At 64.5% G+C, this 23,307-nt stretch carries 24 protein-coding genes; 19 read left to right on the top strand and 5 right to left on the bottom strand.

The features are described from left to right. Positions 1-27: 27 nt before the first annotated feature. The gene (gene queC, locus AC1DSJ_RS23610; RefSeq protein ID WP_054427093.1) at positions 28-747 is read right to left on the bottom strand and encodes a 7-cyano-7-deazaguanine synthase QueC; all 720 of its coding nucleotides are present in this window, start codon (positions 745-747) and stop codon (positions 28-30) included. A 171-nt stretch (positions 748-918) separates the two neighbouring features. Here queC and ppc point away from each other — a divergent pair, with 171 nt between their 5' ends. From ppc to AC1DSJ_RS23590, 4 genes are all read left to right on the top strand, one after another. Beyond that, a complete protein-coding gene (gene ppc / locus AC1DSJ_RS23605; RefSeq protein WP_054427039.1) occupies positions 919-3,768 on the top strand; it encodes a phosphoenolpyruvate carboxylase in 2,850 nt (949 codons plus the stop codon). A gap of 734 nt (positions 3,769-4,502) precedes the next feature. After that, positions 4,503-5,438: a 3-hydroxyacyl-CoA dehydrogenase family protein gene (locus AC1DSJ_RS23600; RefSeq protein ID WP_346552777.1), complete on the top strand. Its 936-nt coding sequence runs from the start codon at positions 4,503-4,505 to the stop codon at positions 5,436-5,438. Positions 5,439-5,615: 177 nt separating this feature from the next. Then, positions 5,616-6,956, top strand: a complete 1,341-nt coding sequence (locus tag AC1DSJ_RS23595) for a short-chain fatty acid transporter (RefSeq protein ID WP_054427037.1) — start codon at positions 5,616-5,618, stop codon at positions 6,954-6,956. A 35-nt stretch (positions 6,957-6,991) separates the two neighbouring features. Beyond that, positions 6,992-7,720 (top strand): SDR family NAD(P)-dependent oxidoreductase, encoded by a 729-nt coding sequence (locus tag AC1DSJ_RS23590; RefSeq protein WP_054427036.1) that lies wholly within the window; start codon positions 6,992-6,994, stop codon positions 7,718-7,720. Between the two features lie 77 nt (positions 7,721-7,797). Here AC1DSJ_RS23590 and AC1DSJ_RS23585 read toward each other — a convergent pair whose 3' ends face one another. Beyond that, positions 7,798-8,580 carry an IclR family transcriptional regulator gene (locus AC1DSJ_RS23585; RefSeq protein WP_054427035.1) on the bottom strand — a complete coding sequence of 261 codons (783 nt, stop codon included), beginning with the start codon at positions 8,578-8,580 and terminating at the stop codon, positions 7,798-7,800. 194 nt (positions 8,581-8,774) lie between these two features. Here AC1DSJ_RS23585 and AC1DSJ_RS23580 point away from each other — a divergent pair, with 194 nt between their 5' ends. Genes AC1DSJ_RS23580 through AC1DSJ_RS23555 form a run of 6 tightly spaced genes read left to right on the top strand, consistent with a single transcriptional unit; the run spans position 8,775 to position 12,571 of the window. Continuing rightward, positions 8,775-9,452, top strand: coding sequence for a 3-oxoacid CoA-transferase subunit A (locus AC1DSJ_RS23580; protein WP_441372288.1), 678 nt, complete (start codon positions 8,775-8,777; stop codon positions 9,450-9,452). After that, entirely contained in the window at positions 9,449-10,093 is a 645-nt protein-coding gene (locus AC1DSJ_RS23575; protein WP_054427033.1) for a 3-oxoacid CoA-transferase subunit B, read from the top strand. Before AC1DSJ_RS23580 ends, AC1DSJ_RS23575 begins: the two co-directional genes overlap by 4 nt. Before the next feature lie 15 nt (positions 10,094-10,108). Further along, complete coding sequence (gene catC / locus AC1DSJ_RS23570; RefSeq protein ID WP_006227165.1) at positions 10,109-10,384, top strand: muconolactone Delta-isomerase; 276 nt, start codon at positions 10,109-10,111, stop codon at positions 10,382-10,384. 12 nt (positions 10,385-10,396) lie between these two features. Next, entirely contained in the window at positions 10,397-10,693 is a 297-nt protein-coding gene (locus tag AC1DSJ_RS23565) for a YciI family protein (RefSeq protein ID WP_054427032.1), read from the top strand. Between the two features lie 53 nt (positions 10,694-10,746). Beyond that, the gene (gene pcaD, locus AC1DSJ_RS23560) at positions 10,747-11,526 is read left to right on the top strand and encodes a 3-oxoadipate enol-lactonase (protein ID WP_441372287.1); all 780 of its coding nucleotides are present in this window, start codon (positions 10,747-10,749) and stop codon (positions 11,524-11,526) included. Positions 11,527-11,530: 4 nt separating this feature from the next. Then, complete coding sequence (locus AC1DSJ_RS23555; RefSeq protein WP_441372286.1) at positions 11,531-12,571, top strand: cyclase family protein; 1,041 nt, start codon at positions 11,531-11,533, stop codon at positions 12,569-12,571. A gap of 9 nt (positions 12,572-12,580) precedes the next feature. Here the strand turns inward: AC1DSJ_RS23555 and AC1DSJ_RS23550 are convergent, their stop codons facing one another. Continuing rightward, positions 12,581-12,913 (bottom strand): PsiF family protein, encoded by a 333-nt coding sequence (locus tag AC1DSJ_RS23550; RefSeq protein ID WP_054427029.1) that lies wholly within the window; start codon positions 12,911-12,913, stop codon positions 12,581-12,583. A gap of 350 nt (positions 12,914-13,263) precedes the next feature. Between AC1DSJ_RS23550 and AC1DSJ_RS23545 the strand changes: the two genes are divergently transcribed. The 4 genes from AC1DSJ_RS23545 to AC1DSJ_RS23530 all read left to right on the top strand — a co-directional run bounded on the left by AC1DSJ_RS23545 (position 13,264) and on the right by AC1DSJ_RS23530 (position 15,992). Beyond that, positions 13,264-13,602 carry an FxLYD domain-containing protein gene (locus AC1DSJ_RS23545; RefSeq protein WP_054427028.1) on the top strand — a complete coding sequence of 113 codons (339 nt, stop codon included), beginning with the start codon at positions 13,264-13,266 and terminating at the stop codon, positions 13,600-13,602. Positions 13,603-13,863: 261 nt separating this feature from the next. Continuing rightward, entirely contained in the window at positions 13,864-14,514 is a 651-nt protein-coding gene (locus tag AC1DSJ_RS23540; RefSeq protein WP_054427027.1) for a carbonic anhydrase, read from the top strand. Between the two features lie 73 nt (positions 14,515-14,587). Then, positions 14,588-15,196 carry a glutathione S-transferase gene (locus AC1DSJ_RS23535; protein ID WP_441372285.1) on the top strand — a complete coding sequence of 203 codons (609 nt, stop codon included), beginning with the start codon at positions 14,588-14,590 and terminating at the stop codon, positions 15,194-15,196. Between the two features lie 205 nt (positions 15,197-15,401). Then, positions 15,402-15,992, top strand: a complete 591-nt coding sequence (locus AC1DSJ_RS23530) for a hypothetical protein (RefSeq protein ID WP_441372284.1) — start codon at positions 15,402-15,404, stop codon at positions 15,990-15,992. A 234-nt stretch (positions 15,993-16,226) separates the two neighbouring features. On the opposite strand, the gene AC1DSJ_RS23525 is transcribed toward AC1DSJ_RS23530, so the two are convergent. Next, the gene (locus AC1DSJ_RS23525; RefSeq protein WP_054427024.1) at positions 16,227-17,564 is read right to left on the bottom strand and encodes a DUF3100 domain-containing protein; all 1,338 of its coding nucleotides are present in this window, start codon (positions 17,562-17,564) and stop codon (positions 16,227-16,229) included. 254 nt (positions 17,565-17,818) lie between these two features. On the opposite strand from AC1DSJ_RS23525, the gene AC1DSJ_RS23520 reads away from it, so the two are divergent. From AC1DSJ_RS23520 to AC1DSJ_RS23505, 4 genes are all read left to right on the top strand, one after another. Then, the gene (locus tag AC1DSJ_RS23520) at positions 17,819-18,754 is read left to right on the top strand and encodes a LysR family transcriptional regulator (RefSeq protein WP_441372283.1); all 936 of its coding nucleotides are present in this window, start codon (positions 17,819-17,821) and stop codon (positions 18,752-18,754) included. 74 nt (positions 18,755-18,828) lie between these two features. Beyond that, positions 18,829-19,020, top strand: a complete 192-nt coding sequence (locus AC1DSJ_RS23515; RefSeq protein ID WP_054427022.1) for a DUF2970 domain-containing protein — start codon at positions 18,829-18,831, stop codon at positions 19,018-19,020. Between the two features lie 154 nt (positions 19,021-19,174). After that, positions 19,175-20,917 (top strand): nitrite/sulfite reductase, encoded by a 1,743-nt coding sequence (locus tag AC1DSJ_RS23510; RefSeq protein WP_054427021.1) that lies wholly within the window; start codon positions 19,175-19,177, stop codon positions 20,915-20,917. Beyond that, positions 20,910-21,455: a DUF934 domain-containing protein gene (locus AC1DSJ_RS23505; RefSeq protein WP_441372282.1), complete on the top strand. Its 546-nt coding sequence runs from the start codon at positions 20,910-20,912 to the stop codon at positions 21,453-21,455. The genes AC1DSJ_RS23510 and AC1DSJ_RS23505 overlap by 8 nt, the downstream gene beginning before the upstream one ends. On the opposite strand, the gene AC1DSJ_RS23500 is transcribed toward AC1DSJ_RS23505, so the two are convergent. Then, the gene (locus AC1DSJ_RS23500) at positions 21,403-22,209 is read right to left on the bottom strand and encodes an IclR family transcriptional regulator (RefSeq protein WP_441372281.1); all 807 of its coding nucleotides are present in this window, start codon (positions 22,207-22,209) and stop codon (positions 21,403-21,405) included. The two genes, AC1DSJ_RS23505 and AC1DSJ_RS23500, sit on opposite strands and share 53 nt — an antisense overlap. A 103-nt stretch (positions 22,210-22,312) precedes the next feature. Between AC1DSJ_RS23500 and AC1DSJ_RS23495 the strand changes: the two genes are divergently transcribed. Then, entirely contained in the window at positions 22,313-23,305 is a 993-nt protein-coding gene (locus AC1DSJ_RS23495) for a tripartite tricarboxylate transporter substrate binding protein (RefSeq protein WP_175171561.1), read from the top strand. Positions 23,306-23,307: the final 2 nt, after the last annotated feature.

The raw sequence follows: 23,307 nt of genomic DNA, 5'->3' as shown, positions 1-23,307 counted from the left end.
AACGCAAAAATCACACCCCCAAACACCTCACCCCTCAGCAACGCTACTAACCACCCACTTCTCCCACCCAATCTTCCTCAACTTACAAGCCGGACACTCCCCACATCCATACCCCCAGTCATGCCGCGCCCCCCGCTCCCCCAAATAGCACGTATGACTTTCCTCAACGATCGTCTCCACCAACGCATCGCCACCCAACTGATACGCCAGCGCCCACGTCTCGGACTTATCAATCCACATCAGCGGCGTCTCGATCGTCACCCGCGACCCTAACCCCAACCCTAGCGCCACCTGCTGCGCCTTGATCGTGTCGTCCCGGCAATCGGGATAGCCGGAAAAATCCGTCTCGCACATCCCGCCCACCAGCACATCCAGCTGACGCCGATACCCCAGCGCCGCCGCCAGCGTCAGAAACAGCAGATTGCGCCCCGGCACAAACGTGTTCGGCAAACCATTGGCCTGCATCTCGATCGCGCGGTTGCTCGTCATGGCCGTATCGCCCACCTGCCCCAGCACCTTCAAGTCCAGCAGATGGTCTTCGCCCAAGCGCGGCGCCCAGTCCGGAAAGTTCGCCCGAATCTCGCGCAGCACATTCAGCCGCGCCGACAATTCGATGTGATGACGCTGACCGTAATCAAACGCCACCGTTTCCACATGGGCATAGCGGTCCAGCGCCCAGGCGAGACACGTGGTGGAATCTTGACCGCCCGAAAAGAGGACGAGCGCGCGACGTTGATGATTTTGCATAAAGGGGGCTTCTAAAAAGACGAAGGGATAGCACGGACTGTAACCGAGCAAAGGCGCTTTCCCGTAAGGAACGCTGCGTAAAATCAGATTCGTCTTATTCCCCGGTTTTCCCGCAACGCCCATCGTCTTTTCCCAACCTTTCCTCAGCCGCCAGACGGATACCCCCGCCCGATGAATGCCATCCGCCCGCAGTCCGACTCAGCAGAACCCTTGCGTCACGATATCCGGCTACTAGGCCGCCTGTTAGGCACCGTCATTGAGGAATGCGAAGGCAAACGCGTTTTCGACACCATCGAAACGCTGCGGCGCACCGCCGTGAAATTCCGGCGCGAAGGCATCGACGCCGACAGCAAACTGCTGGAACAGCGCGTCAAGCGCCTGCAAGGCACCGACCCGAACTCGGTTGCGCGCGCCTTCAGCTACTTCCTGCACCTGGCCAACATCGCTGAAGACCGCGACCAAAACCGCCGCCAACGCGCACGCGCCCTGATCGACGACACCGCCGCACGCGGCAGCCTGCGCGACGCCGTGCAGACCCTGGCCAGCCAGGGCGTCAGCGTTGCCCGCATCCGCCGCTGGCTGGCCGATGCCTGCGTCGTGCCGGTGCTGACCGCGCACCCCACCGAAGTGCAGCGCAAGAGCACGCTGGACGTGCATCGTGAAATCGCCACCGCGCTGACCCAGCGCGACGTCCCGTTGACGCCGCAAGAGCTCGCCGATCTGGATGCGGCCCTGCTCGGCCGCGTCGCCACGTTGTGGCAAACCCGCATGCTGCGCTACACGCGCCTGACCGTGGCCGATGAAATTGAAAACGCGCTGTCGTACTACCGCAGCACCTTTCTTACCGTCATCCCGCGCGTCTACGCCGACCTGTCCAAACTGCTGAACCGCGAACCCGCCAAGCCGTTTGCCGCCCCGCCCGCGCCGCTGGAACCCTTTCTGCGCATGGGCAGCTGGATTGGCGGCGACCGCGATGGCAACCCGAACGTGGACGCCAGCACGCTGGAACGCGCGCTGCTGCGCCAGGCCACCGTGCTGTTCGAACACTATCTGCAAGAGGTCCACGCGCTGGGTGCGGAACTGTCGATCACCACGCTCCTGATCTCGGCCGACGCCGAACTGCTGGCGCTGGCCGACAGCAGCGGCGACGACTCCCCCCACCGCAGCGACGAACCCTACCGCCGTGCGCTGGTCGGCGTCTACGCCCGGCTTGCCGCCACGGCGCAAGCGCTGACCGGGCAGAACCTGGCCCGCCGCAGCACCGTCGCCGCGCCCGCGTACCAAGCGCCGCAAGAACTATCAGCCGACCTGGCCACCATCGCCGCATCGCTCGCCGCGCACCACGGCGCGCCCATCGCCAAACTGCGCCTGTCAGGGCTTCAACAAGCCGTGGAAGTATTCGGCTTCCACCTGGCCACCGTCGACCTGCGCCAAAGCTCCGACGTACACGAACGCGTGCTGGCCGAACTCTTCGAACGCGCCGGCACCCAGCGCGACGGCAAAGCGCTCGACTACCTGGCGTTAAACGAAGACGAACGCGTGGCCCTCTTGCGCACCGAACTGGCGCAAGCCCGCCCGCTCGCATCCCCCTGGATCGCCTACAGCGAAGACACCACCCGCGAACTGGCCGTGCTGCGCGCCGCCGCCGCCGGCCGCGCCCGCTACGGCAAACAGGCCGTGCGCCAGACCATCGTGTCGCACACCGAAACCCTAAGCGACCTGCTGGAAGTGATGGTGCTGCAAAAGGAAGCCGGCCTGATCGCCCCCGCTGGCCAGGACATTGCGGCCGAAGACGGCTTGATGGTCGTGCCGCTCTTCGAAACCATTCCCGACTTGCAACGCGGCGCCGACATCATGGCCGCCTGGCTCGACCTGCCCGAAGTCCGCCAGCGCGTGAAGCAAGCGCAAAACGGCGCGCAGGAAGTCATGCTGGGCTATTCCGACAGCAACAAGGACGGCGGCTTCCTCACCTCGAACTGGTCGCTGTATCAGGCCGAACGCGCGCTGGTCGACGTGTTCTCGGCCCGCAACGTGCGCCTGCGCCTGTTCCACGGCCGAGGCGGCTCGGTGGGACGCGGCGGCGGCTCCAGCTTTGACGCCATCCTGGCCCAGCCCCCCGGCACCGTCGCCGGCCAGATCCGCCTGACCGAACAAGGCGAAGTCATCCAAAGCAAATACAAGGACGCCGAAGTCGGCCGCTGGCACTTGGAACTGCTGGTCGCCGCCACGCTGGAATCCAGCCTGGCCCCGCGCGCCGAAGCCACCAGCGCCGAAGACGCACACATGGCGCAGCACGGCCCGGCCATGTCATTCATGTCAGACACCGCGCAGCGCACCTATCGCGGCCTGGTCTACGACACCCCGCGCTTTGCCGAGTACTTCTTCGCCGCCACCCCCATCAGCGAAATCGCCGGCCTGAACATCGGCTCGCGCCCGGCTTCGCGCAAGAAGGGCCAACGCATCGAAGACCTGCGCGCCATTCCCTGGGGCTTTTCGTGGGCCCAATGCCGCCTGATGCTGACCGGCTGGTACGGCATGGGCTCGGCCATCGAGGCCTATCTGGAAACCGGCGCCCCCGACGCCCCCCGTTCACGCCGCAGCCGCCTGGCCCAACTGCGCGAGATGGCCCGCGACTGGCCCGCCTTCCGCACACTCTTGTCCAACATGGAAATGGTGCTGGCCAAATCCGACCTGGCCATCGCCGCACGCTACGCCCAACTCGTTCCGCAACGCGCGCTACGTGAACGCGTGTTCGGCTCCATCAGCGCCGAACACGGCCGCACGCTGCAAATGCTGAAGCTGTTGACGCAACGCGAACTGCTGGCCGACAACCCCATGCTGCAAGACTCGCTGCGCGAACGGTTTGCGTACATCGACCCGCTGAATTATTTGCAGATTGACCTAATCCGCCGCCACCGCGCAGCACAAAAACACCCGGACGCGGAAGTCGACAAGCGCGTGCAAAGCGCGATTCATTTGACGATCAACGGCATCGCAGCGGGACTACGCAATTCGGGGTGAAGATGCGACAGGCGGCGGGCACTTCTGCGCCGGTGTCAGACTGCATTTCTTCCGGAAAATGCAGTCTGACACCAAAATCGCGAGGGTGAAGATGCGGCAGGCGACGCGCAGCGCCATCACCACGACGCAAGACACCGCGTAAGCCCCACGAGGCCGCCCGCGCGGCCGGCATGGGGCGGGCCCCGCAAGATATTCCTCACCACCCAACTGTTGAGCAGAACCCCAAGCACACCGCCCGCCCCAGCGGACGTCACGTTTCCACGACTGGAGCCTGGTGCGGCGGCGGCCCGGGGTGCGCGGGGAGTCGATAAGCCCGAGGGAATCTGAAGGCAGCCGCCGCAGGCGGCAACGAAGATGACGAAGGGGGAGTCCGGAGCGAAGGCTCCGGACCGCAATCGTTGACCCGCGCGCCCCGGGCCGCCGCCGCACCAGGCGTCTTAAAAACCCACTCCGCCCGAAATCCACACGCTCCCGCTACACCCCTACCGCCTCCGAAACCGCCCCCCGTCCACCAGACGAACACCCCCACCTCCCCATTTGTCCACCCCCGGCAACTTTTAGTACTATCCCTTCCAGAAATTCTATACACGCACAAATGTTCGTATATAGAACAAAACGATTTTTCTGGCCCCGCCGCACAGAAAGGCACCTCAGGAAGAGACAGAGATCACCCTGGTTCCCCCGCGTGCCTGACTGCCTGGCAGCCGCCCGCAAGACAGCATCGAGCGAACCACATGGATACTCCCCTCAAGAATCTCGCCGTCATCGGCGCAGGCGCCATGGGCAGCGGCATCGCCGCATTATTCGCCTCGAAGGGACTGAACATTGTCCTGATCGATCCGATGGAAGGCGCCCTTGAGCGCGCCTTGAAAACCATCGACCGCCAATTGAACGTCTACGCCCCCGGCAACGTTCAGGAAGCCATCCAGCGCATCCGCCTGGAACCGGCCCTGGAAGCCGCCGCCAGCTGTGACCTGGTCATCGAAGCCGTGCCGGAAAACCTGGAACTCAAGCGCGGCATCTTCGCCAAACTTGACGCCCTGTGCCCTGCGCACACACTGTTCGCCACGAATACATCGGGCCTGTCCATCAACGCCATCGCCAGCGCCGTCGCGCGCCGCGACCGTTTTGTCGGCACCCACTTCTTCACCCCCGCCGACGTCATCCCGCTGGTCGAAGTCGTCCGTAACGACGACACCTCTGACGCCACCGTCACCCAAGTCATGGCCACGCTGCGCTTTGCCGGCAAACGGCCCGTGCTGGTGCGCCAGGACATTCCCGGCTTCATCGCCAACCGCATCCAGCACGCCCTGGCCCGCGAAGCCATCTCGCTGCTGGAAAAAGGCGTGGCCAGCGCCGAAGACATCGACGAAGTCGTCAAGTGGAGCCTCGGCATCCGCCTGGCCCTGTCCGGCCCGCTGGAACAGCGCGACATGAACGGCATCGATGTGCACTACGCCATCGCCAGCTACCTGTACAAAGACCTGGAAAACCGCACCGAACCTTCCGACCTGTTGAAAAGCAAAGTCGACAGCGGCCAGATCGGCGCCAAGAGCGGCCAGGGCTTCTACACCTGGAGCCCCGAACGCCGCGAACGCGTGCTGCGCGAAAAAAGCGCCACGCTCGGCGAGCTGGCCGCCTGGCTGAACAGCAAAGCCGGCGACGCCTGACCGCGCCCCCAAGCATTCCCAAAAGATAAGGCGCGGGGGCAACCGCCAACCGCGCCATCGGGCCACGAGCCCAACCACACAAAGAAAACCAGACGTCCATCCGCGGCCAGCTTCGCCACCCGATGCCGGACCGGACACGACACAAGAGAACCCGCCTACGGAGTTGTTGGAGGCACCATGAATAAATTGGCTTCATTCTTTACCGAGCTGATGCGCAAGTATCTGCCCGATCCTTTCGTTTTCGCGATTGCGCTGACGCTGCTCACCGTGCTGCTTGCCATGGGYATCGAAGGCCAGAGCATCGGCGACGTCACCCGCGCCTGGGGCAAGGGCTTCTGGAGCCTGTTGGCCTTCACGACCCAGATGGCCGTGATTCTGGCCATGGGCTACGTGCTGGCCACCGCGCCGCTGACTGACCGTCTGCTCAACCGCATCGTCAGCCACGTGCACAAGCCGCACACCGCCATCATCGTCGCGACCTTGGTCGGCGGCGTGGGCAGCTACCTGAACTGGGGCTTTGGCCTCGTCATCGGCGGCATCGTCGCCAAGAAGCTGGCGCTGAAGGTCAAGGGCGTGCACTACCCGCTGATCATCGCCGCAGCCTATAGCGGCTTCACCATGTACGGCCTGGGCTTGTCCGCCAGCATCCCCGTGCTGGTCGCCACGCCGGGCCACCCCACCGCCAAGCAGATGGGCACCATCCCGCTGTCGGAAACCATTTTCTCGGTGCCCATGCTGATCACCAGCCTGGTCATCATCATCACGCTGCCGCTGCTTAACGCCTGGCTGCACCCGAAGAAGGGCGAGAAGATTGTTGAAGTGGACCCGGGCATCGACCGCGACGCCAACGCTTCCAACGCCACCGAAGACATGCTGGAAAAGGGCACCATTGCCTCGAAGCTGAACAACAGCCGCATCCTGAGCATGCTGATCGGCGCGCTGGGCATTGCCTACGTCACGTTCCACTTCATGGACGGCGGCTCGCTGGACCTGAACCTGATCAACTTCATCATCCTGTTCCTGGGCATCATCCTGCTGGGCACGCCGGCCGCCTACGTGGCCAAGCTGACCGAAGGCATCAAGACGATCTCGGGCATCATCCTGCAATACCCGTTCTACGCCGGCATCATGGCCATCATGGCCGCCTCCGGTCTGGTGACGTCGATCTCGCAAGTGTTCGTTGACTTCGCCACGCCCGCCACGCTGCCGTTCTGGGGCCTGATCAGCTCGTTCTTCATCAACTTCTTCGCCCCGTCCGCCGGCGGCCACTGGGTCATCCAGGGTCCGTTCATGATCGACGCCGCGAAGGAAATCGGCAGCGCCCTGAACCAGACGACCATGGCCGTCATGCTGGGCAACGCCTGGAACGACCTGGTGCAACCCTTCTGGATTCTGCCGGCGCTGGCCTTGTCGAAGCTGAAGCTGCGCGACGTGATGGGCTATACCGTCATCATGATGCTGTGGGTGGGCGTGATCCACATCACCGCCGTGCTGGCCTGGGGCTACGCCACGCACTGATCCACCGCGCTTTCATCGAACAGACAGGAACTGATATGAGCAAACCGACTGCGTATCTCGTCACCGGCGGCAGCGCCGGGATTGGCGCCGCCATCATCCGCATGCTGCTGGATGCGGGCCACAAGGTGGTCAACATTGACTACAAGCTGCCCGAGAATCCGCCGGCGGGACTGGTCTCGTATCAGGCCGACCTGACCGATGAAGCGCGCACGAAAGCCGTCGCCAGCGAAGTCACCAACGCCTACAACATCGTGGGCCTGGTGAACAACGCCGGCGCCACCCGCCCTGGCACGGCCGACACGGCCACCCTGGCGGATCTGGACTATGTGGTGAACCTGCATCTGCGCACCGCGCTGATCCTGGTGCAAGCCGCGCTGCCCGCCATGCGCGAAGCCGGCTTTGGCCGCATCGTGAACATGTCGTCGCGCGCTGCGCTGGGCAAGCCGGACCGCGTGGTCTATTCGGCCACCAAGGCCGGCCTGGTGGGCCTGACGCGCACGCTGGCCATGGAGCTGGGCGGCGACGGCATCACCGTCAACGCCATCGGCCCGGGCCCCATCGCCACCGACCTCTTCACCAAGAGCAACCCGGCAGGCGCGCCGCAAACCGAACGCATCATCAACAGCATCGTCGTCAAGCGTCTGGGCACGCCGGAAGACGTGGCGCGCGCCGCCATGTTCTTCCTGTCGCCGGATAACGGTTTCGTGACGGGCCAGATGCTGTATGTGTGCGGCGGCACGACGTTGGGCGTCGCCCCGATCTGAGCACTGCCGCCATGACCGCCGAGCCCCTCGTTCAACCCCTCGCCCGGACGCGCCTTGCGTCCCGCCGCCCGCGTGGTCTAGCGGCGCAGCAGCGCGTGGTTGATCTGGTCGGCGGCATGGCGCAAGGGCGGCAGGAATGCCGCCAGCATGGCCTCGCGCGAAAAGCGGTTGGAATGCCCGCTGACATTCATCGCGGCGATCACCCGGCCGCTGCGGTCAATGATGGGCACCGCCACGGACTGCAAGCCCGGTTCGAGTTCCTGCGCGACGCAGGCGTAGCCATCGGCGCGCACGCCGGCCAGCACGCGCTTCAACTCTGCCACGTTGGTGACCGTGTCGGCCGTGTAGGGCTGGATCTGGCTCATGGCCAGCACCCGGTCCAGCTCCGCTTCCGGCAGACCGGCCAACAGCACGCGGCCCATCGACGTCACCCAGGCGGGCAGCCGGCTGCCCACGGCCAGGTTGATGGTCATGACCTTGTGCGTGGACAGGCGCAGGATGTAGACGATGTCCGCGCCTTCCAGCACGGACACGGAGCAGGATTCGCGCGTCTGCTCGGCCACTTCTTCCATGTAGGGCAGCGCCAGGTTCCACAACGGCGTGCCCGACAGATAGGCGTAGCCCAGCTCCAGAATGCGCGGCGTCAGGGCGAACTTGCGGTCTTCGACGGTGACGTAGCCCAGGTGTTCCAGCGTCAGCAGGATGCGGCGCGCGCCAGCGCGGGTCAGCCCCGTCACGGCCGCCACTTCCGACAGCGTCATCTGCGAACGGTTGGGGCCGAACGCCCGGATCACCGACAGGCCGCGTGCGAAAGATTGCACGTAGCTGTCGCTGGGTTGCTGGGGGTCAAGCTCGGCCATCCGTCTGGTCCCAAGAGTAAAAAGCTCGCCGCTGGCGAGCCGTCCGTTGCCCTGGAAGGCAACGCAATCACGGTGGGGATGGCAGCTCGCGGGCTTGCCTTGACGCTATGCGGTCCCCATGAAACGATGTTCTTCAGAAGAACGAAAGTTCTAATGAAGAACAAATTATGACACGCCACCTATGAGCGAACATCATGATCTCTAAGCTTGTTGCAAGCGCGGCGGCCGCCCTGGCGGACGTACCCGACGGCGCCACCGTCATGATTGGCGGCTTCGGCACTGCCGGCCAGCCCATGGAATTGATCGACGCCCTGCTCGAACAGGGCGCGAAAGACCTGGTCATCATCAATAACAACGCCGGCAATGGCACCACGGGCCTTGCCGCCTTGCTGGGCGCCAACCGCGTGCGCAAGATCATCTGCTCGTTCCCCCGCCAGGCGGACTCGCAGATCTTCGACGGCCTGTACCGCAGCGGCAAGCTGGAACTGGAACTGGTGCCCCAAGGCAACCTGGCCGAGCGCATCCGCGCCGCCGGCGCCGGCATCGGCGCGTTCTTCTCGCCCACCGGCTACGGCACCCCGCTTGCCGATGGCAAGGAAGTCCGCGAAATCAACGGCCGCCACTACGTGCTGGAATATCCCCTGCATGCCGACTACGCGCTGATCAAGGCCGAATGCGGCGACCGCTGGGGCAACCTGGTCTACCGCAAGACCGCCCGCAACTTCGGCCCCATCATGGCCAGCGCCGCGCGCGTGGCCGTGGCGCAGGTGCGTGAAGTGGTTGAGCTGGGCGCGCTGGACCCCGAAACCGTCGTCACCCCCGGCATCTTCGTGCAGCGCGTCGTCGAGATCGACGCCAAGGAGCAGCAATGAGCACCAAACTGACCCGCGATCAGATCGCCGCCCGCGTCGCCCAGGACATTCCTGAAGGCGCTTACGTCAACCTGGGCATCGGCCTGCCCACGCTCGTCGCCAACCATCTGCCGGCCGACCGCGAAGTCATCCTGCATACCGAAAACGGCATGCTCGGCATGGGCCCCGCGCCCGCCAAAGGCGAAGAAGACTACGACCTGATCAACGCCGGCAAGCAGCCCGTGACCGAACTGCCCGGTTGCTCGTTCTTCCACCACGCCGACTCGTTCGCGATGATGCGCGGCGGCCATCTGGACATCTGCGTGCTGGGCGCCTTCCAGGTGTCGCAACACGGCGACCTGGCCAACTGGCACACCGGCGCGCCCGACGCCATCCCCGCCGTGGGCGGCGCGATGGACCTGGCTATCGGCGCCAAAGACGTCTTCGTGATGATGGAACTGCAAACGCGCGAAGGCCAGAGCAAGCTGGTCGAGGCGTGCACGTATCCGCTGACCGGCGTGCGCTGCGTGTCGCGCGTGTACACGGACGTGGCGGTGTTCGACATTCGCGCCGACGGCGTGACCGTCATTGATATGTTCGGCGACGTCACCGCCGATGAGCTGCTGGCCCTGACCGGCCTGCCGTTGAAATTTTCCCGCTGATCAGGAGAAACACTCATGTTGTTCATGGTTCAAATGCAAGTCAATCTGCCCGTCGACATGCCGGCCGAACGCGCCGACAAACTGAAGGCCGACGAAAAGGCCCTGGCGCAGCAACTGCAACGCGACGGCAAGTGGAAAGAGCTGTGGCGCGTGGTGGGCCGTTACGCCAACGTCAGCATCTTCGACGTTGAAAGCAACGACGAACTGCACACGCTGCTGGCGTCCTTGCCGCTGTTCCCGTACATGGACATCAACGTCACGGCGCTGGCCCGCCACCCGTCGGCGATCTGACCGGAGCCTTCCATGCCCTACATCATCGAAACCTTCGACAAGCCCCGCCATCAGGAAGTGCGCCAGCAACATCGCGCAGCGCATCTTGAATACCTGGACGCCAACAAGCAGCTGCTGCTGGCGTGCGGCGCCAAGCTGCAAGACGACGGCAAGGATGCGGGCGGCGGTTTGTACATCGTTGACCTGGACACGCGCGAAGCCGCGCAACAGTTCATCGACGCCGACCCGTTCTCGCAAGCCAATCTGTTCGACCGCGTGACCATCACGCGCTGGCGCAAAGCCTACGTCGACGGCACCTGCCACCTGTAATCCCCAAGCGGCCGCCGATTGCGCGGCCGCTGTCTTATCCGAGGTATTCCCACATGGCTTACGCCGAACTCAGCCAGGCACGGCTGTTCTACGTCATCGATGGCCCCGCCGACGCGCCGGTGCTCGTGCTCTCCAACTCGCTGGGCACCTGCTCCGACATGTGGGCCCGCCAGATTCCCGAACTGACCCAGCACTTTCGCGTGCTGCGTTACGACACCCGCGGCCACGGCAAGTCGTCGATTCCCGATGGCGAATACACCTTTGCGCAACTGGCTGGCGATGTCGCCGAGCTGCTGGCGCATCTGAACATCAAGCGCGCGCATTTCTGCGGCCTGTCCATGGGCGGCCCGACTGGCATCGCGCTGGCGCTGGCGCACCCGGAACGCGTCGGCAAGCTGATCCTGTGCAACACCGCCGCGCGCATCGGCTCGGCCGAAGGCTGGAGCACCCGCATCGCCGCCGTTGCCGATCAGACGCTGGAAAAGATGGCGCCCACGCTCGTCGAGCGCTGGCTGACCGATGACTACCGCGCCGCCGAACCGGGTCTGACGCAAGTGCTGATCGACATGCTGCGCCGCACGCCGGACGCCGGCTACTCGGCCAACTGCGCCGCGCTGCGCGACGCCGACTACCGCGAGCAAGTGTCCGCCATCACCGCGCCCACGCTCGTCATCAGCAGCACGCACGACCTGGCGGCAACGCCCGCCCAAGGCCGCGAACTGACTGCCGCCATTGCCGGCGCACGCTATGTCGAATTGAATACCTCCCACATTTCGAACTGGGAGCAACCGGAAGCCTTCACCCGCGCGGTCGTCGACTTCCTGACGGAGTAACCGCATGCAGCGCTGGAAACACCGGCCTGAAGGCTCCAACTGGGGCGACTTCGGGCCTGACGACCAACTCGGCCGCCTGAACCTCATCACCGAAGAACAAGTGCTGAAGGGCGCGCGCGAAATTCGCGCGGGCAAGACCTTCTGCCTGTCGCTGCCGCTGGACCTGCCCGGTGGCAACGTGCTCAACCCGCGCCGCCATCCGCCGCAACTGAGCCCGACGAAACTGGCCGGCACGCCCTACCTGAACTTTCCGTTGAAGAACGTCAACCCGGATGCGTTGGACGTGCTGAGCGATGATCAGGTGCTGCTGTCGATGCAGTACTCCACGCAGTGGGACGCGCTGGCGCACGTGGGCGCGCTGTTTGACGCTGATGGGGATGGCACGCCTGAACTGCGCTACTACAACGGCTTTCAGGCGGGCGTTGATGTCGTCGGCCCCGCTGACAGTGAACACACCGGCTGCGGTTGCTCAACCGGCGGCCCGTCCGCGGCGTTGAAGCTGGGGGTGGAAAACCTGGCGCAGAAAGGCATGCAAGGCCGCGGCGTGCTGGTGGACCTGTTCCGCCACTACGGCCCGGGCCGCACGCTGATCGGCCACGCCGAGCTGATGCATGTGCTGCAAACGGATGGCATCAGCGTTGAACCCGGCGACATGCTGGTGCTGCGCACGGGCTACGCCGAGGCCGTCGTCGCCATGAACGGCACGCCGGACCCCGAGGTGCTGCACACGTACGGCGCGGCGCTGGATGGCACGGACGCAGCGCTGCTGCAATGGATTACGGACAGCGGCATCGCCGCAATCTGCGCCGACAACTACGCGGTCGAGGCCTATCCCGCCCGCGAAAAAACCGGCCCGCGCGCGATGCTGCCGCTGCACCACCATTGCCTGTTCAAACTGGGCCTGCCGCTGGCGGAGCTTTGGTATCTGAAGGACCTGGCGGACTTCCTGTACGCCAATGGCCGCCATCACTTCATGCTGACCGCCCCGCCGCTGCGCCTGCCGCATGCGATCGGTTCGCCGGTCACGCCGATCGCCACGGTGTAAGCCGAACGATCAGCCCTTCAGGCACGTGCTCATGAAGGTCTTGCGCGCATCGCCCGTCAGCTTCTGATCACCGGCCTTGGCGTTGCAGTCCTTCATTTTCTGCTGCTGCGGCGTCAGCTGCTTTTCCGGCGCGGGCGCTTCGCCTTTCAGGCAGGAGCTCATGTATGTCTTGCGGTCGTCGCCTGTCTTGCCAGTGGCCGACTTATTGCATTCGGTCATGCGCTGCTGCTGCGGGGTGGGCGTCTTGGCGGGCGCAGGCGCGGCGGGGGTCTGGGCGTATGCCCCGAAAAAACATGCGGACAACACAATGGCCGAGGCCAACTGGCTAGTACGGGAAAGCATGAGTTTCTCCCTTGCGTTAAGCGCCCGATTGCGTGGGAACGTGCCTGAAACGGGCCGTCGGCCCAGTGCCGACCCGGCCATCATCGAACAAACCACCCCGCACTGCAAGCATCGAAAAGTTAAGAAAATACAGGGCCTAAAAATCTCAATCTAGAGACATTCCGACGCATTCTTGTCATTAGGCGACGAATATGGGAACAACCCACGCAACCTGTTACCGATTCATCCTTTTGCCCCGTTGTGCGCGGCCGCGGAAAGGAGTGAGATAAGCCTGTCCGCATGATGCGCGGACGGCGCAAACGGCGGCGCAGACAGTCAAGCGCCGCCACGCCGGCACACAGGAGACCGCCATGAAACTTGCCCTTGCTTCCCTCGCTTTGCTTGCCGGCATGTCCGGCGCCGTCAGCGCGCAAAGCCTGACTTATGGCGTCACGCTAGGCAATGTGCAGGCGGTGCGCGATACCAACATCAACATGTCCACCATCACCGGGTCGCTGGCCAACCTGTCGGGCCGCCCGGTCTCAAGCGCGGTGCTGACCTACGTGCTTTATGACGCGCAAGGGCGCGAAGTGGGCCGGGTGAACGACGACGTGATCGGCCCGATTCCCCCGGGACAGATCCGCTTGGTCAAGGCGGTGACGCCGCTGCAATTCACCAAGGTGACCGTGCTGGACGTCAGGGCTCAATGAATGTGAGCCCCCACGGCACGCCCTGCGGGCTGCCTGCCCCCCAAGGGGGCTTCCCCCGCCTTGGGGCGGCCCGGCGCCGGGGGATTGCCCCGATGAGGCAAAAAAAACCCTTTGCCAAGCAGGGTTTAGACAGGGGGATGTAGGGACAAATATGGGAAAATTCTTCTTGCCGACTCGATAACAGGGGCTTCCAAACGAAGCCCCTTATTGCGTCTGTCGGCGTGCCAGCAAGCCTGGCCTCGTTACTAGGAAGTGAAGACCATGTTCCCTAAAAGACTCACCGAAGGCTATCAATCGTTCCTGGGCGGCCGTTTCCATTCGGAAAGCAGCCGCTATCAGAAACTGGCTGAAATCGGGCAAAGCCCGGAAATCCTGCTCATTGGCTGCTGCGATTCTCGCGTGTCGCCTGAAGTGATCTTTGACGCCGGACCAGGCGAGATGTTTGTGGTGCGTAACGTCGCCAACCTGGTGCCGCCCTGTGAGCCGGATTCCGAATCGTCCTATCACGGCACCAGCGCCGCGATCGAGTTCGCGGTCAACGGCCTGAACGTCAAACACATCGTCGTACTGGGCCATGCGTCCTGCGGCGGCATCCGCTCGTTCTTCGACGACGCCAAGCCGCTGTCCAAGGGCGACTTCATCGGCAAATGGATGTCGCAAATTGAACCCATGGCCGAACGCCTGGGTCCCGGCACGGGCGACCGCCAGACCAAGCTCAAGCGCCTGGAACTGGCCGTGGTCGAACACAGCCTGAACAACCTGATGACGTTCCCGTCCATCCGCCGCCGTGTCGAAAATGGCGAACTGGAATTGCACGGCACGTACTTCGGCGTGGCCACCGGCGTGCTGTTCCTGCGCGATCCGGACACGGGCGAATTCAATCCCTGCCTGGAAACCGGCATCACCGAATAAGGCGCATATCCGGTACGCTTGCGGCTGCTTTTCGCTTTCTTCCCAGACTGCCTGGCCACCGACAAGGACCGATATGAAATTGTTTTTCTCGCCGTCTTCACCCTTCGTGCGCAAATGCATGGTCATTGCCCACGAACTGGGGCTGACGGAACGCCTTGAGCAACTGCCCAGCGCCGCTGGCCCCGTCGCCCGCGACAAGAGCATCATCCCCAGCAACCCGCTGGGCAAGGTGCCCACCTTGATCACGGACGACGGCCAGGTGCTGTACGACAGCCGCGTCATCTGCGAATACCTGAATGACATTGGCGGGGGCAGCCTGTTCCCCGCCAGCGGCCGCGCCCGTTGGCAGGCGCTGGCGGATCAAGCCCTGGGCGACGGCGTCATGGACGCCGCGCTGCTGGCCCGCTACGAAACCGCCCTGCGCCCCGAAGCACTGCGTTGGACCGACTGGGTCGACGGCCAGATGAGCAAGACGCACGACGCCCTGGCGCAGCTGGAAAAAGACGTGGCCCGCCTGGACGGCCGCGTGGACATCGGCACCATCGCCATCGGCTGCGCGCTGGGCTATCTGGACTTCCGTTACGCCAGCTACGACTGGCGCAGCACGCACCCCGGCGTTGCCGCATGGTTCAAGACCTTCAACGCACGCCCGTCGATGCAATCGACGTTGCCGCCGGTCTGACGGGTAGATGCAATCGACGCTGCCGCTGGTCTGACGCATCCGGGTCACGCCTTGGCGGTCAATCACGCCTGGCTCCCGGTTACGCCTTGACGCCTAGTGCAAGGGGCTGACACGACGCCGCGCCCGCAACGCGGTAAATTTTGAACTCGTCGGCCCCGGGCCGGACCAATGTAAAGGTCCTGGCCCACTCACTCAGGGAGCACGGATGAACGTGACTGCGATCTCCCCCATCCCCCGCGTTACCGCGCCCTACCCGGCGCGCGTGCCGCTGGTGGACGATACCCGCCCCACCTGGGAAGCCGAACGGCTGGCGAAGAACGCCGCCGTCCGCGACGCCCAACGCAGCGCGCAAGCGCAAGCCGCGTGGGAAGCCCAGCGCATTGCCCGCAACCGCGAGGCGGATGCGCGGAATACGCCAAACTCCTTTGGCGTCATCGCCCCGCACGCACGCGCTGGCGCCGCCGCGCCGCATTTGCCTGCCGCGGCGCCACTGCCCAATCTGGATGCATTGCGTGACCAATACGCCGATATGCGCCTGCGCCGCGCGGTGGACGACTACACCGCCCTGCCCGACCCGGCGGCTCAGCGCGCCGGCAGCGCCAACGACCTGGGCACCATCGAAGGCTTGACGCCGTTGCAGCCCTATCGCGTTGCGATGGGCAACCCGCAAGTGCAGGAACTGCAAACCGCTGTGGCCGTGAAGACGGCCGCCGTTGCCGTCCCGGCAGTCGCCAACATCGGCCCCACCGAAAACGTCACCGACAACGCCCGCTACCGGCCCGGCTTCACGCCTTAACGCGGCGGGCCGCTGCAAAGGGTTTGTCCGCGCAGATCGCGCAACGTGTTCGCGCAACGTGTTCGCGCAACCCGTTCGCACAACCCGTGCACACAACCCGTTCGCAGAACCCGTTCACACAACCCGTGCACCCAACCCGTTCACACAACCGGTCCGCACAACCGGTCCGCACAAAAGAAAGCCGCCTGTTTTGCAGGCGGCTTTTTTACTCAGCAGTGCTTACACGCAACGGGATCAGTGGAAGAATTCCGCGATCATCGTGGCGCCCAGGAACGTGCCTGCGTTGGCGGCCAGCGACACCACCACGATCTTCCAGCCCAGCTTGCGGAAGGCAGGCAGGTCTTTCAGGATCGACAGGCCGGCCATGGCCAGGATCACCGTCGTGAACGGCAGGAAGTTGACCTTGCCGACCAGCGCAATGATCTGGTCCGAGTACGGCAGCACGCCCGGGCAGCCTGCGGTCATCGCAATCAGCGACAGCACGAACACGGCCGGCAGCTTGGGCACAACGCGCAGGATCAGGTCAGTCAGCACAACCAGCGAAATGATGATGCCCATGCCCGGCAGCGCGTCCATGAACGGCACGTTGTAGCCCAGGCGGTTGCCCACCAGCGCGAACAGGCCGCAGATGACATAGGCGGTCAGGCGGTCGCCAAAACCCAATTTGGAGTTATGCGCCGGCACGTCTTCCGACACGCTGTTGTCGACCACGGCTTCGTCGGACTTGCTGCGCGAGAAGCGGCCCAGCACGGGTTCCAGCTTGCCGTACAGGAAGATGGTCGTCGGCAGCGAGATGAACAGCGTGAAGTACACGCCAACCACCGTCGTCAGCAGGTTGGCGGCGGCGGCCAGCGCGGCCACCTGGTGCGCCATTTCCGGCGTCTGCTGCGACGCAATTGCGCCCACGCCAGCGGCCATCATGCTGCCCGAGCCCACGCCGGCGCCCATGGCGAGCGAACGCGGATCGAAGATGTTCAGGCTGGTGATGAAGCCGGCCATCAGCGCCACGAACAGCGCGCCGATCACGGTGCCGGTGATGTACTCGGCCATCACGCCACGGCCTTCCGGCGAATTCATGCCATAGCGTTCGCCGATGATCGCCAGGCTGGGCTCGCGGCCCACCGAGAACGTCGCGCCAATCGCTTCGCGCTTGATGCCCAGCAGCAGCGCCAGCGGCAGGCCGATGGCCATCGTGCCGAAGAAGTGGCCGAATTCCTGGAACACCAGCGCCCAGCCGGCTTCGCGCACCTGCGGCAGCGCGCCGCCCACCATCAGGCCCAGCTTGGCCAGGAACGGCAGCAACGCGTATTGCAGATAGCCGCTGATGCGGGTCTGCATGGCCTTGTCGATGCCCGCGCCTTCCGGCAGCCGTTGGCCAAAGGCAGCCACGATGGCGCCGATGAAGATCGCCCACAGCATCGGTTGCAGAACGATCTTGCCCGGGCCTACCGCGAAGGTGACGCTGCCGATCGCTTCCGAAATGACCACCACCAACAAAATGGCGGCAAGCATGCGGACGCGCGCGGCTAGCGACATGGAAGGCGCGGCCAGACTCATGCTGGCGTGAGACATCGAATTCCCCTGATGAACGTGAATAAGTTTTCGTAGGGCGCGGCATCGCAGAGCGGCCGCGCCGAGGCAGCAGGCGCGATTTTCGCCTGGGGGCCTTCGGGGCAACCATGACACCACCTGCGCATTAGCGTTGCGTAAAATGCAACGCACAGCCTTTTCCTGGGAAAGTTTTGCAAGAGATGCCGTATTTTACGGGTAAACCCTAGGAACGCACTGTGGATCTCCCGCCGCACTCAGACTGACAGAGCCCCGCCATGGACGAAAAACTCGACGCTCGCCGCACCCATTACTTCATGCAGGTCATGAGCCGCGGCTCGGTGCGCGGCGCCGCCGAAGTGCTGGACATGGACCCGTCCGCCGTCAGCCGCGCCATTGCCGCACTGGAGCGCGACTGCGGCATGGCGCTGTTCGAACGGCGCGGACGCGGCGTGGTGCCCACCGACGCCGGCCACATCCTGGCGCGCTATGTGAAGCGGCAGCAGAACATCCAGGAAAGCTTTTTCTCGGAAATCGACAGCCTGCGCAAAGCGGAACGCGGCCATATTGATCTGGTGCTGGGCGAAGGCTTTGTCGAACTGATGTTTGACCGCGTGCTGCCCGAGTACTGGCGCAATCACCCCGAGGTCACGCTGGACATTGATGTCGCCCGCACGTCCGAGATCGTGCAGCGCATCGTGGATGACCGTGCCTATATAGGACTGGTGTTCCAGCCGCCCACTGATGCCCGCCTGCGCACGCACTATTCCCGCCCGGAACCCATACGCGCCATCGTGCGCCAGGACCATCCGCTGACGCGGCTGGGCCGCCCCCTGCTGTTGACGGACCTGGCAGATTATCCCGGCGCGTCGATGCAGGAAGGGTTTGGCGTGCGGCAACACATCCAGGCCGCCGAGATCAGCGAACAAGTGCGGCTGCGCAACGTGCTGACAACGTCGTCGTTCAAGGCACTGTGGCAATTCGCGGCAACCGGCATCGGCTACGCGCTGACGCCGCCCATCGCCGTCACCGCCGACATGCGCGCCCAGCGTCTGGCCAGCCTGCCGCTGGCCAACCCGATTCTGAACCAGGGCAGCCTGCACGTGCTGAGCCGCGCCGGCCGCCACATTTCGCCCGCCGCGCGGGAATTGCTGGAACACATCGTGCGCGGCATCGGCGCACCCGCGGCGCCTGCATCTGATCTGGTCGCTTGACGCGGATCTGCATCTGTTTGGGTCGCGCAGCAACGCCTACAGTGCCAGTTCCCATCATCCGCCAGGAGGCGCATATGCTTAGTTTCCTGCGCACGGTCCGCTCCGTGCTCTGGGGCTTTTTCGGCGTGCGGCGCGGCCGCGGTTATGACGCCGACATCGCCAACAACAAACCCGGTCCGTTGATCGCGACGGGGCTGCTGATGGCCACGGTGTTGGTGATTGTTCTGGTGCTGGTCGCACGCTGGGCGGTCAACGCCGCGTTGTGACGCTACGGCCCCTGCGCCGAGGCCTTATTTCCTTATTACCAGAATGACTTAGACGCTGATATCTGCTGCCTGTTACGGTTATGAATCCCCTTTTCCCGCCGCCTCGCGCCGGACGCAAAGGGCTCAGACCGAGAAGACTTCAAGGGCAGTAGACATGTACGTGTATGACCCCGTCGACCAGCAGCTTGTCGAGCAGCGAGTCGCGCAGTTTGCCGATCAGACGCGCCGCTTCCTCGATGGCCAGCTCACCGAAGATGAATTCCGCGTTCTGCGCCTGCAGAACGGCCTGTACATCCAACGCCACGCGCCGATGCTGCGCGTGGCCATTCCCTACGGCATGCTGGCCTCGCGCCAACTGCGCACGCTGGCGCACATTGCGCGCAAGTGGGACCGCGGTTATGGCCACTTCAGCACGCGCCAGAACATCCAGTTCAATTGGCCCCGTCTGGAAGACGTGCCGGACATCCTGGCGGAGCTCGCCACCGTTCAGATGCACGCCATCCAGACCAGCGGCAACTGCATCCGCAACACCACCACCGACCACTTCGCTGGCGTCGCGCCAGACGAACTTGTCGACCCGCTGGTGTGGTGCGAAATCATCCGCCAGTGGTCCACACTGCATCCCGAATTCGCCTTCCTGCCGCGCAAGTTCAAGATCGCCGTCAGCGGCGCCGTGCAAGACCGCGCGGCCGTGGGCGTGCACGACATCGGCCTGCAAGCCGTTGAGCGCGACGGCAAGCTGGGCTTTCGCGTGTGGGTCGGCGGCGGCATGGGCCGCACGCCCATCGTCGGCAAGCTGATCAACCCGTTTGTCGAATGGCAAGACCTGCTGACTTACATGCAGGCCGCGCTGCGCGTCTACAACCTGCATGGCCGCCGCGACAACAAATACAAGGCGCGCATCAAGATCCTGGTCAAGGACCTGACGCCCGAAGTCTATGCACAGCAGGTCGATGAACAGTGGCAGCTCATCAAGGGCGGCCCTGACACCATCACCCAGGAATTCGTCGACAGCATCAAGGCCCGCTTCGTCTGGCCGCAATACGAGGCGGCCGCCGCCACCGACGCCGACAACACCGACGCGCTGGCGGCCAACGACAAGCGCTTTGCGCGCTGGCTGCGCACCAACGTGCACGCGCACAAGGTCGCGGGCTACGCCGCCGTCACCGTCTCGCTCAAGCCCACCGGCGTGCCGCCGGGCGACATCACCGCCGACCAGATGGACGCCGTGGCCGACCTGGCCGACGCCTACGGTTTCGGCGAGCTGCGCGTGTCGCACGAGCAGAACCTGATCCTGGCCGACGTGCGCCGCGCCCGTCTGCACGAGCTCTGGCAGAAGCTGGAAGCGCTAAACCTGGCCACGCCCAACGTCGGCCTGCTGACCAACATCATTGCCTGTCCGGGCGGAGACTTCTGCGCACTGGCCAACGCCGTCTCCATCCCCGTGGCCGAGGCCATCCAGCGCCAATTCGACGACCTGGACTACCTGTTCGAAATCGGTGAACTCGACCTGAACATCTCGGGCTGCATCAACTCCTGTGGCCACCATCACGTGGGCCACATCGGCATCCTGGGTGTCGATAAGGCCGGCGAAGAGTGGTATCAGGTCACGCTGGGCGGCCGCCAGAACGGTGGCGCGAAGCCCCTGCCCGATCTGGAATCCACGCGCGGTGGCGGCGCGGCCGTTGGCCGCATCATCGGCCCGTCGTTCGCCCGCGACCAAGTCCCGGGTGTGGTCGACCGCCTGATCCGCACCTATCTCGGTTTGCGCGACAGCGAAATCGAACGCTTCATCGACGTGGTGGACCGCGTTGGCATCGACCCCTTCAAGCAAGACGTCTACGCTGACCCCGCCTTCGCCAAACCCGCACAAAGCGCCGAGCCCGCTCATGTCTGACCTCTACGCCCACGACGCCCCTGGCCCGCACCTGATTCGCGACGGCCAACTGCAAGCCGATACCTCGCGCCCGTTTGTGCCTGAACCTGAAGTGGCCGCCGAAGGCCAGGTGCCAAGCGACGAGCCCGGCTGGGTTGTGCCGCTGTCCATCTGGAAAACCTCTCGCGCCACGCTCCGCCGTCATCAGCATCCGGTGGCCGTGCTGCTGGGCGCCGACGCCGACCTGCGTGATCTGGCCGAGCCCGATGGCACGCTGAACCCCGCTGGCATCGCCTTCATCGCCGTGAACTTCCCCGTCTACACCGACGGCCGTGGCTACTCGCTGGCGCAGCTGCTGCGCACGCAGTACCAATGGACGGGCGAGCTGCGCGCGGTGGGTGATGTGATGATCGACACCATCCACTATCAGGCGCGCGTCGGCTTCAACAGCTTTCTGGTGAAGCCCGGCCACGATCCCAAGAAGGCGCTGGCCGCGTTCCAGACGTTCACGGTGCATTACCAGAAGACGTACCGGGCGCCGACGCCGGCTGCGGCTTGACCTCGTCCTGCGCCAGCTGATTGCGGATCAGCTCCGCAATGCTGCGCTGGCGCGGGGCCTGCATCCGGTCGATCAGGCTGGATACGCTGACCGCCAGGCGCGGATAGCCGTTTGCATCGCACACGGCAACGCCCACGCCCAACACCCCGGGCACCGCGGCGTTGCCCACCACCGACCAGCCCCGGTCACGCGTGTTCTCAACCAGGCGCCGCATCTGCACGCCGGTCATGCCGCCATAGGCGCGCAACGCCTGCTCGTTCTGGGTCACCACTTCGTCGGCCTCGGCCGGCGGCAAGGCCGCCAACAGCGCCAAGCCCGCCGCCCCCACTCCCAAGGGCTGACGATGCCCCACCGTTACCGCCAGCACCTGCACCGGGTAATTGCCCACTTCGCGATGCAGGCATAGCGAATCGTTCGCCGCCCGGCAAATGAGAAAGGCCGAATCCCCAGTCACATCGCTGATCTGGCGCAGCACCGGACGCAAGCCGCGCACCGCTTGCGCATGCGGGTCGCCCGCCATCATCACGCCCAGTTCCGCAATCCGCCACCGAGGCGCCGCGGACTCGCGCAGCGCATAGCCTTCCTGCACCAACACCTCCAGATACCGATACGCGGTAGATCGCTGCATGGCCGCGGCGCGCGCAATGTCGGCCACGTGCATACCGCCCGCGCCGGCCTGGCGCAGCACCCCCAACACCCGCAGCCCGCGGCGCAAGACCACAGGCCCCGAGGACTCCGATTCCGGTTTGTTCATATTTTGGACACCCTGCGTTGCTGACGCCTGTATCAAAGCCCAATATGAAATCGGGCAGACAAAGATCTGTCCAAATATTAGACAAAACAGGACGGAGACAAACATGAAGACTGCATTGACAAGGCGCTTGGCCGCCGTTGCGGTAACGCTTGGCAGCGCGCTGGCCGCCAGCGCCCCAGCACTGGCCGCCAAACCCTATCCCGATCGGCCCGTAACCCTGGTGGTGGGTTACGCAGCGGGCGGCGCCACCGACATCGTCGCGCGCCTGATGGCCAAATCGCTATCGGAAACGCTGGGCCAGACCTTCGTCGTTGAAAACAAGACGGGGGCCAACAGCAATATCGGCGCCGAGATCGTGTCGCGTGCGGCGCCTGACGGCTACACGCTGTACATGGGGTCCATCGCCAACACGATCAACCGCAGCCTGTACAGCCAGCTGAACTACAACTTCGTCAAAGACTTCAAGCCAGTTGGCATGGTGGCGACCATTCCGAACATTCTGGTCGTCAACCCCAAACTGCCGGTCAAGACCGTGCAGGAATACATCGCCTATGCCCGCGCGCATCCCGGCAAATTGACCTGCGCGTCATCGGGCAGCGGCTCATCCATTCACCTGTCGTGCGAGCTGTTCAAGATGGAAACGGGCACCGACATCCTGCACGTGCCTTACCGCGGCAGCGGCCCGGCCGTGGCCGACTTGCTGGGCGGCCAGGTCGATTCCATGTTCGACAACCTGCCTTCTTCGTTGCCGCATGTGCAGGCCGGCAAGCTGCGCGCCATTGGCGTCACGTCGCCGAAGCGCCTGCCGTCCACCCCCGACGTGCCTACGCTGGCCGAATCCGGCTTGCCGGGGTTTGACGTGGAATCGTGGTTCGGCCTGGTGGCGCCCGCCGGCACGCCGCAAGCCGTCATCGCACGCCTGAATGAAGCGTTGAACCAGGCGCTTGCCAGTCCGGCATTGCAGGCGTCGTACCAGCAGGCCGGCTTTTATGCCCCCGCCACGCCCAACACGCCCGAGACCTTCGCGAAGAAGATCGACAGCGAAATAGACAAATGGGCCGCCGTCGTCAAACGCGCCGACATCAAGGCGAACTAGTT

Source organism: Achromobacter sp. 01N37, assembly GCF_056399725.1.
Note: the sequence above shows the minus strand (reverse complement) of the source record. Positions and strands in the feature narration are given on the sequence as shown.